This is a genomic window from Methanosaeta sp. UBA458, from assembly GCF_002496085.1.
GTDB lineage: Archaea > Halobacteriota > Methanosarcinia > Methanotrichales > Methanotrichaceae > Methanothrix > Methanothrix soehngenii.
The window spans coordinates 1-10,143 of sequence record NZ_DAIK01000150.1; the positions used below are offsets into that span (position 1 = coordinate 1).

Below are 10,143 nucleotides of genomic sequence, written 5' to 3' on the forward strand. Positions count from 1 at the left end.
CCCACATCCCGCAGTAAGATAATATCAAATCATCCTTTATTTTGGTTGATATTGGGTTCGATAATTGATATTATGAGCATCAATGCCAGAAAACTGTCACACAGGTTTTTTCAGCTGGTTTTGGCTCCATCTTATTCGTGTTCATGCCATGTACAGTGCGCCAACATATAGCCTGCTAAATCATGAAAATGTAAAATATCTTTAATAAAAATTTCAGATATTATTAATATATTGGATTTTAAAATTTCAAATCGATGGCAGGAAAAATGGTGGCATTTAGAGCGGTCCTCCTGCGGGATGTGGGATAAAGGTAACAAATAGAGGGGATTGGATGCGCGAAAAACACGGAAAGCAGCGGCGAGGATGGCTTAAAGTTCATGTGGCAGTTGATGTTGAATCAAAGAGGTTATTGTCTATGGAAGTTACAGAAGAAAATACCTCGGATAGCGAGGTTTTGCGCCCTTTGTTGAAAGACGTAAATATTGAGGAAGGATTGATGGATGGCGCATATGACACAAGTGACGCATTTGAATTTATGAAATCGAAAGGCGTGGATTGTCCAGGGATTAAGATCAGAGAGAATGCAATAGTGGGCAAAGATGCATGCGTCTTCGGTTAAGACCACAATCCCTCCCTAAATCGTTCTCTGTTGACATGCGGATCAAGTGCCTCACTTGAGTACACATTTAAGACTGTGGAGAAATCTTGTTCTAATCCGAGATACTCCATTATCGCTGACAAAAGGCGCGATGAATTCTGGACAAAGATATTGCTCCATCTCAACTGCGTAAAACGAACCATCTTGGCATCAGGATTTAGCTTTCGCACAATAGAATATACTTTTCTGCTGACCAGGAGTGTCAGAATTGAGATCCAAATTAGTGCTTCAATCGCATACGAGCTCTTAGTTCTGATATGATCCAATTCATACCTGCTCTTCAATTCCTTGAAGATAAGTTCGACCTCCCATCTGGCGGCATAGACTGCAGCAATATCAGATGCATTTAATATGGATTGAGAAATATTAGTTAAATAGAGATGATGTTCTTCTGCCTCGGGATTATAAACAGCGACTAATCTAAATATCTTATTATCTTTTTTGCTCTCGCCGCGATAGGATCTTCTATCGAATGAGACTTCAACATTTACGTCAAAAATAGCATCGGATTTTTCTAGTTGAATATCTTTCAAATGTTTCCCTATTAGATCAATACCATGGCAATTACCCACCTGGTTTATGCCCACTATTAAGGGAGTAGAGTTGCTCTTAACTCGAGAGACAAAAGATCCCCCATTTTCAACAATCCGACTAAAGAGCTGATACTTGTAAAATCCAAGATCAATTAATAATATTATATCTTTTACCCAGGAACCTATTTTCAAGGTCTTCATCTCGCTGGTATTCTCCGGCAGGATTGAAATGCTTTTAGGACTGTTGGCTACTGCACTTGTTAAAAACGCCACTTTTACTCCAGCAGCGACTTTCTTGGAGCGAGTGGCCGGCCATTTGTCGGCAAGGCTTTCATGAAGTCGAATGATAGTGCTATCTTGAATCATTACATCTCGAAAGCTTGCTAACCGTTTGCCCAAAATCCTGCTCGGCTCTTGAGAAATTTGCTCTATGCCATGAATTACACATTCTCTAAGAAATTTAACTAACTCGGGAGTGAAACGATCATGCCAACTGCTATCTGAGATGGTGACTTTCCCTCTGACTTCGTATTCCCGTTTCAGCTCAATGAGAGTTCGATATAATTGTGAGCCATATCCAATCGAGAGAGTCCAGAACATTATAACAGGATCAATTTTTCTCTCTCTTTCAACGAGTCCAGTCTCTATTGCTTTGGACCTAAGCCACTTGGATTCAAACATCGTAGTTAGTTCTTTCTCTACGATATCTTTCCCTATTTGTGATACCCCTTTTGCCATGCTAATCCCTTTAATTTAAATTAGGTATCACATATTCTATATAAATCTTATTAAATGGGCCATTTCTGCGAAATAATTTTGGCACATCTATAACGATTCTGCCATGAATGATCTGCTAACCGAAGACACATGGGCAAAGATGCATCTTCCAGATCAACTGCTGTTTTAGAATTCAAAAAAATGGGCTACAAGGGTTGGAAGCAAATGCATCAGTACGGTAGAAGATGGGCGGTTGAAGGCTTCTTTTCATCGATCAAGCGCATTTTTGGTGAGACGGTTCGGGCATCTTCTCGAGCGGGAATGGTTTCAGAGGTTAAAAGATCATTCATTTTGTATAATATACTTATGAGCATATAGACGTCTATGTTAAGTTAAATTATGAATTCATGTCTAACGAAATAATATTATACTAATCATGCGACACAGCAGCATGATACGCGGATATGGAGGGTTTTGTCATATTATATTCCTGAATCTAGGTCTAAAGAAGATCATTCTCAAGTAAAAATAGTAGGTGTAGATGAGACATCATGCGCTAAATTCCATAAATATGTATCACTATTCGTTGATCTAGATGATAATAAAGTTCTATACGCATGCGAGGGCAAGGATGCGAGCGTTATCAGCTCATTCAAAAAAGACCTTGAGGCTCATGATGGGGCATCAGAAAATATTGAGATGTTCTGTTCGGACATGTCTCCTGCATTTATATCAGGGATAACGGAACAATTTCCAGGATCGTCTCTTACTTTTGATAAATTTCATGTTATGAAGATGGTCAATGAAGCAGTAGATCAAGTGCGTCGCGAGGAGCAGCACCAGAATGCAGAATTAAAAAATACTCGATATATGTGGCTTAAGAACCCAAATGACCTTTCTTTGGCTGAAAAAGAAAAGCTGGGCTCTCTCAAAGACATGAATTTGCTGACATCCAAAGCATACAATTTCAAGCTTAGTCTGAAGGACTTTTGGACTTTCAATGATAAGCTCCTTGCAGAGGATTTCCTCAAGAAATGGTATTATTGGGCAACACACAGCCAAATAGAGCCTATTATTAATGTTGCTAAAACCATTAAGTCACATTGGAGTGGCGTAATAAATTATGCAGAAACTAAAATATCCAACGGCGTGCTGGAAGGAATAAATAGCATGGTTCAATCCGCAAAGAGCAGTGCAAGAGGCTTCAGAACAACAAAAAATATCATACTAATTATATATCTTAGACTTGGAAAATTGCAGTTCAATCTACCCACTTGATATAGCGAGGAACCCCACAGAGTTCTTCAGTACTGGGGTGTATTTGCTGTACCTGGGCAGCTTTACCACGTAGCCCCTGAGCTCCTCTACCAGCTCCACATCGAAGCCGCGCAGCTCCAGGAGCTTGATGGCCTTGTTCCTCTCGCCTATGGTTTTGAACTCGAAACGGTAGAGGTTCTTGTTGTAGTGGTCTGCCAACTCCCAGAAGATCGCACTGTCATCGAAGAAGTGCTTGAAGATCCAGCCGCCTGCCGCCTTGAACATGGTGATTCTCTTGCGCCTGGGGAGCACATCGAAGGTATTGGGCTGCAGCGAGCCTGAAGGGCCGCAGCCCCTCGATAGATCCGTGGCTCATCTGGCCCCTGTAGATGCCATCAAATAGCCATCAAATGAAATACCTGTAGCCGTCGCATGCCGAAAGCAACCATGATAGGAGCACGCCCGCGGTCAAATGGATCCGCTTCGATCAAATGACCGTCAAATGAGATCTTGCTTATTGGCCTCCCTTCGGAGCGGTGGCCCACCATGGAACATACTTCATATATTTCTTCGAAGCCGTCGAGTCATATGGAGCGATGGCGCCTGCCTCAACCGCCTCTTTGATAAGCCGCGAAGCCACGGCGCTGTTTTTCTCATCGATCCCGAAACGTTCGCGGAGTGACGTATTTGTTAAATAGCGGCGCATTACGTATTTCAGGCAGGCGTGAAGATAGCAGGCACGCACACGGTCGTTCTTGTCCATATCGGTCAGCGCAATGTGGGAAAAGAGCACGGCCCTCGTGAAACCTCCCGTAACCTCAAAGAGTGGCGCAGGGAGCTGGAAAAACTCTACCTGGAACACGACCTTGTCAATTCCACTGCCACGTTCCTCACATATGCGGAACCGGCGCATCAATGAAGCCAAAATCTCGTTGCGTGACTTCGGAGGCGTATCCACGAAGCGTTGAGTGTCCACCAGAGGCTCGCCGGGATTGGTGATCTCGATGCGATCGTCGAAGATCTCCACCATCGGCCCTGCACCCATGACAAAGAAGTCCTGGTGGATCAGTGCATTGGCTACCAGTTCCCTAATTGCCAGTTCAGGAAACATCGGCACGGTCTTGCGCAATGCCTGCTCGATCACCTCATTAGAGGGGAGCAGGCCATTGATAAATGCAATCAGTCTCTCGAAGCCGCTGGCATAGCCCTTATCTTCGACCTGTTCTTTCAGGGTCTCAACGCGGGACGTGCCACGGTACTTGATCACCCGCATCGACTTGCGCTGGACTGAGCGGAAGTCATCCAATCGTTTTGCGAACAGCACCGCGCCCAGATTTGTAATGTCCCAGTCGCCTGCATCGCAAGACCGAATCAGGCCCTCATCCGCCAGCGCCTCCAGGATGCCGCTGCGGTCTGCCGGCAAAGGCTGCTCAAGAAGGTCAAAGAATGCCGGATAGTCCAGCAGCCTCAGTACCTCATCAGCAGATACGTGTTCGGCAGCGAGTCCATCTTCGAAATGCGTCTTATCGAAGGCCCGCCAAAGTTTTCGCTCTTTTTCCGGGAAGTCCTTCAGTTTCTTTTTGTAAGAGCCGATGCGGATATATTCCTGCCCGGAAAAGCGCACAGGATGGCGGAAAGCCCGCCCGATTTCCAACAGGACAACTGGCCTGCTGTCTACCTCAACGGTATAAAAATCAAAGTCGATCTTGGGTTCCAGCAGGTGCAGCAGCCAACTCTCCAGCTCCTCGTTGCCGATCTTCTTTGCGGCTGGAAGGAAGGTCGTACCAACAACCTCATGCGTCTGGTCATCAATCCCCCAGATCAGGTACGCTTGACTTTTTCCAGATAGTGCCGCCGAGTTGGCCAGCGCCGACAGATATTCTCCGATCTCCTGGTGGTCATCATTGTTGTGCTTGAACTCGACAAATTCTGTCTCTTTGGGCAACTTGCGCAGCTCATTGACGAGGCCAACCAGGTATTCACTCGTACGGTCCATAGCCATGCCCCATCTCCCTCCAAAGTGACACCGAGGTCAGAGCATTTGGTTCCGTCATCGCCCTCCTCCTACAATGTTTTCTGCTTTTTCAGGCTGCCATCCTTTGTCGTCTAGACGCTCTTGAAAAACGCAAAGCTGAGACAGTTTTCATATACCCAGCCAGCTCTAATTCCTTATCTACCTGTCGCATATCCCTCGAATCAGCGTCTATGCCTTAAATAGCGATAAAAGCCTTTTGCACATAATGGCTTTGCTTCTATTGTCATTCCTGTCCAAACATATTTGCCCTGGCTGTAGCAGCGAGAAAATCGCCTTAAAGGCCAACGAGTCCTATATCTCCTGCCCCCTAAAACGCTGTATAGCACATTTGTATCTAGAAAGATCACATCTGGGCCTCTTCTTCAAACTCTTCAAACTCTTCTACAGAGCCTTCGCCAAATGCCCCGAGAAAATCGGAGATATTGAATCTCTTTATCGTGAGCTTCAGCCTCTCTCCCTCCTTAAAATCTACCTCGTGGAGCGGCTTTAGGACGCCACGTTCATAGATGCATTCGATGGTCTTGGATGTGCTCATAATTTGCCCATGGATCTATTTAGCTTGCCGGCTTAAATACTCTTCTCGCTCAAGGCTTCGTGAGATACCCCAGGCACATAGGCCATCACTAATTATCGCTTCCATCACTCTTATAACATTGCTGGTATCAATTCATGGATTCAGAGCCATTCACGACATATTTTCCCAGATAAATTGACAGTGCTTCATCCATCAGGGAGTTTTCTCTCCTCCTCCCACATAGCCTTGCTAGCCTATGCACCTTGCCTGATGATAAGATTTTCGTAACTATTCAGCCCCCCAGTCGAACCTCTATTTTCCCTCCGATACTTCATGAATCATAATGCCTGATAATCGCCCCAAAATTTAAATATTAATGGTAATCATATAACTGTGATAATGGAGGGGCGCAATTCTCGTCAAATCCCAGCGAAGGATATCAATCCAGGTAATTCCCTCTCTTCATTAGAGTCAAGCATATCCACTTCGTTGAGTCGCGAAGATATTTTAGCTATTTATAATGAAGGTCCTGACGCAGTCTGTGCTATAATACTCATTCAAGCAGCAAGGATCGTCGAACTGGAAGAGAGAGTAAAATCATTGGAGGATCAAATCAATAAGAATAGCCGCAATAGCAGCAAACCGCCCTCTACGGATACCTTTAGAAAGATAAAAGGTCAGCGTAAGCCGAGTGGCAGACCCGTAGGCGGTCAGAAGGGTCATAAGGGACATACCCTGGAAATGGCGGAAAAACCTGATCGCGAGATCGTTCATCAGGTTGCAAGATGTGAATTTTGCGGTCGGTCTCTATGCGATGTTGAAGCAACGAATTATGAACGGCGTCAAGTATTCGATTTGCCTCCTATCAAAGTGGAAGTATTCGAACATCAGGCTGAGAGCAAGATCTGCCCCAATTGCGGTTGCCTCAACAAGGCTGCCTTTCCCAAGGAAGTTGCATATCCGGTTCAATATGGAACTCGTTTGAAATCTGTTGCCGTCTATCTAAATCAATATCAGCTCGTGCCCTTTGATCGATTGAGCGAGACTTTCGTTGATCTCTTCGGCCATCGTTTAAGTCAGAGTACTCTGATCGACGCCAATCGTACCTGTTACAGTATTTTGGGGCCTGTCGAAGAGGACATCAAGCAACAGATAATTGCATCGCCTGTCATTTGCCTTGATGAAACCGGCATGCGTATCGAAGGAAAGAGAAAATGGTGCCATGTGGTTTCAACCGAGAATCTGACTTATTATGCTGCAAACCCCCATCGCGGATCTGAGGCTAATGAGGATATGGGAATACTGCCAGTCTATAGCGGAACAGCAGTGCATGATGGCTGGAGCTCTTACTTCAAATTCAAATGCAAGCATGCACTATGTAATGCACATCACATCAGAGATCTGCTCTTCATTCATGAAGAGTATAAACAGAATTGGGCCAAAGATTTGATCGATCAGCTGATTGATATTAAGGAGACAGTAGATCGCAGAAAGCCGATCCATTGCAATTTGGATCTTGCCGAGATAAATGATTTCGAAGACAGATACGATCACATAATCGAAAGGGCTAAGCTCGAAAATCCTCCTCCAACCACTTCCAATTCACAGGGGCCGATCAAAAAACGTGGAAAAAAGAAAAAGACGAAGGCCCAAAATCTGTTAGAGAGATTGCAGAAGTATCGGAGAGAAGTCTTGGCCTTCATGTATGACTTTGAGGTCCCATTTGACAATAATCAGGCAGAGAGAGATCTGAGAATGATGAAAGTCCAGCAAAAAATCTCAGGAAACTTTAGAAGCTGGGATGGAGCGAAGATTTTTTGCCGCATTAGAGGGTATATCTCTACGGTTAAAAAGAACTCCAGTTCAGTTATCGACGCTATTCAAGGAGTCTTTGAAGGGAAGCCATTCATTCCTCAGAGAACTTTGATTGCGGTCTGAATTCTTAATGATTCTGCGAGTAGGGCTGAATAGTTACAGATTTTCTTTTAAATTGGATATGCGCAACATTATCGGGGGTGGCATTTTTGAAACCATTATCCACTGTGTTACAGGCTATCGGAGCGCCTGGTTCCGTCGGAACTTTTTGATTTAGTCAAGTTCATTGGTCAGGACTATACATTATGAAGGATATTGTGCTATAATGTTAATATATGTTCTATTTAGCCTAACTTTTTATCGATCCAAGATGAATCGAAAGTCAAAAGATACAACTTGGTGATATGAATGAAAATGAATCGTCCAGTCGCGGCGTTTTTGTATGCTCACGTAATCCTTTTCGTCCTGCTATCATCTACAGGGCTGGGTAACGAAAACGTCACAGATTCTGTGAAGTTCGTGGTGATCAGCGACCTTCATTTGGGGCTCAATGAGACAGAGAACATCTACAAAATGTTCCACTATAACGATCAGATCCTGGGAGATATTATAGATGATATCAATTCCATGGGAGATGTGGACTTCGTTATCGTCTCCGGTGATCTGACTAAAGACTCAGAACCTTACAACCATCAGAGGGTTCTGGACCAGCTGAACGGCCTTAATATACCCTACTATATAGTTCCTGGAAACCACGATGTGTTCAAGGAAGGTCTGCCTGCAGAGAACTGGCCTATCGAAAAGATAGTTGAGTATTACCCCATGCCTTGGCATGAAGGCAATTCCTGGTACAGTGCAGATCCTGTGCAAGGCGTTCACCTTGTTGCACTGGACTCCTCCTCTAATGAAAACCATTCTGCTGACTGGGGTGGCGTTATATCTCAGGAACAGTTGGACTGGTTTGAACAGGACCTGGCAGATAACGAGGATAAAACCACGATAGTAGTCGTGCATCACGCTTTAAATCAGCATGAAGGTGTATCCGATCCTCTCTACTACTGTGATAATGCTGAAGCTGTTAAAGAAATCATGAAATCTCATGATGCCAAGCTGGCTATCTCTGGTCATATTCACATCACAGACATTGCTGAAGAGGATGGGTTATACGAGGTAAGCTGTCCCGCCACTTGCAGTTACCCCTGTGCATACACCGTATGCGAGTTATCAGGGTCTGAATTTACAGTCGAAGTCATTTGGTATGATAACGAGACTGTGAGAGACGTGGCCAAACAGGAATTCATCGATGCGGGAAAGGACGTGGCTCAGGCTGAGGGCGAGCCATCTGACAGAAACGCGGTGTTGAATATAGGAGCCATTATGATCTCACCAGCCATTACCGAGGAGAAGCTAGTGATAGCCCACCGGGGTGCCAGCGGCTACCTGCCCGAGCACACTCTGGAGGCCTATGCCTTGGCCTATGGAATGAGAGCCGATTACATAGAGCCCGACCTGGTGCTGACCAAGGATGGAGTATTCATATGTCTGCACGACATCCATCTGGAGAGCACCACCAATGTGGAAGAGGTCTTCCCCGACAGGGCGAGAGAAGATGGACGCTGGTATGCTGCCGACTTCACCCTCTCAGAGATAAAGCAGCTCAAGGTCCACGAGAGGACCAACACAGACAGCACGGCGGTCTTTGCCGGTAGGTTCCCCCAGAACAACTCCGATTTTGAGGTACCCACCTTCGCAGAGATGATCGAGCTCATTCAGGGCCTCAACAAGGCTACCGGCAGGAACGTGGGGATCTATCCGGAGATCAAGAGCCCCACATGGCACGCTGCCGAGGGGCTCCCCATGGAGGAGAAGCTGCTGGATCTCCTGGCCCAGTATGGTTACGAGGACTCAAACGCCCAAATATACGTCCAGTCTTTTGAGAACCACTCTTTGAGAATGATGAGAGACGATCTGGGCACCAAGCTTCCTTTGGTACAGCTGGTGGACACCGGAAACAACAGCGATACCGGAGAGAATTACAGCTCCATGGTTACTCAGGAAGGCTTGAAGGAGATCGCCACCTTTGCCGATGGCGTTGGCCCGTATAAGATGTACATCGAGGCCAACCCCAAGTTGGTTCAGTGGGCTCATGATGATGGTCTCCAGGTCCACACCTGGACGATACGCGCCGACAGCCTGCCTGAGAAATATTCGGACTTCACCGAAGAGCTGAACCAGTTCTACTTTGTATACGGAGTGGATGGGCTTTTCACCGACTTCACAGACAGGGCGGTTGCGTTCCTGCAGTCCGCAAATTGATCCTGGATCGGATTATCTTCGGCTTGGCTTAGGCCAATGCTTGAGATAATCCCCGCCAACTCTTTTTCCGGCACCTATCATTCGGCATCGGCCAAAAGCTCTCTACAAAAAGCCACCCTGGTCAGGACGGCAAAAGCCGAGGACGATGAGTGGGACCTCTGCGAAAAGATCAGCGAGGCACCCAACTTAAACGTCTATGAGCTGGCAAAGCGGATGGGCTGGTCTACCCATCGTTCAGTAATTTTGTGCCCAGATTGGTCGGAGACGCGCGTCGAGGCTGTCTTAGCCATATCTTTTG

6 protein-coding genes and 4 pseudogenes are annotated in these 10,143 nt (G+C 45.8%); 6 read left to right on the top strand and 4 right to left on the bottom strand.

The features are described from left to right. Positions 1–301: 301 nt before the first annotated feature. Positions 302–595, top strand: a pseudogene (locus BP822_RS11285) (transposase); the annotation flags it as partial. A 20-nt stretch (positions 596–615) separates the two neighbouring features. Here BP822_RS11285 and BP822_RS11290 read toward each other — a convergent pair. After that, entirely contained in the window at positions 616–1,929 is a 1,314-nt protein-coding gene (locus tag BP822_RS11290; RefSeq protein WP_394339432.1) for an IS4 family transposase, read from the bottom strand. Positions 1,930–2,064: 135 nt separating this feature from the next. On the opposite strand from BP822_RS11290, the pseudogene BP822_RS11295 reads away from it, so the two are divergent. After that, positions 2,065–2,286, top strand: a pseudogene (locus tag BP822_RS11295) (IS5/IS1182 family transposase); the annotation flags it as partial. 72 nt (positions 2,287–2,358) lie between these two features. After that, positions 2,359–3,186, top strand: a pseudogene (locus BP822_RS11300) (ISL3 family transposase); the annotation flags it as partial. Here BP822_RS11300 and BP822_RS11305 read toward each other — a convergent pair. The 3 genes from BP822_RS11305 to BP822_RS11315 form a co-directional block, all read right to left on the bottom strand. Beyond that, the gene (locus BP822_RS11305; protein ID WP_286878311.1) at positions 3,175–3,450 is read right to left on the bottom strand and encodes a hypothetical protein; all 276 of its coding nucleotides are present in this window, start codon (positions 3,448–3,450) and stop codon (positions 3,175–3,177) included. The pseudogene BP822_RS11300 and the gene BP822_RS11305 sit on opposite strands and share 12 nt — an antisense overlap. A gap of 229 nt (positions 3,451–3,679) precedes the next feature. Next, positions 3,680–5,167 (bottom strand): ATP-binding protein, encoded by a 1,488-nt coding sequence (locus BP822_RS11310; RefSeq protein ID WP_286878312.1) that lies wholly within the window; start codon positions 5,165–5,167, stop codon positions 3,680–3,682. A 376-nt stretch (positions 5,168–5,543) separates the two neighbouring features. Then, positions 5,544–5,735: an antitoxin family protein gene (locus BP822_RS11315; RefSeq protein WP_013718145.1), complete on the bottom strand. Its 192-nt coding sequence runs from the start codon at positions 5,733–5,735 to the stop codon at positions 5,544–5,546. A gap of 378 nt (positions 5,736–6,113) precedes the next feature. On the opposite strand from BP822_RS11315, the gene tnpC reads away from it, so the two are divergent. The 3 genes and pseudogenes from tnpC to BP822_RS11330 all read left to right on the top strand — a co-directional run. Continuing rightward, a complete protein-coding gene (gene tnpC / locus BP822_RS11320) occupies positions 6,114–7,652 on the top strand; it encodes an IS66 family transposase (protein WP_286878313.1) in 1,539 nt (512 codons plus the stop codon). A 291-nt stretch (positions 7,653–7,943) separates the two neighbouring features. After that, entirely contained in the window at positions 7,944–9,845 is a 1,902-nt protein-coding gene (glpQ, locus tag BP822_RS11325; RefSeq protein WP_286878314.1) for a glycerophosphodiester phosphodiesterase, read from the top strand. Positions 9,846–9,881: 36 nt separating this feature from the next. Continuing rightward, positions 9,882–10,143 (top strand): annotated as a pseudogene (locus BP822_RS11330) (hypothetical protein); the annotation flags it as partial.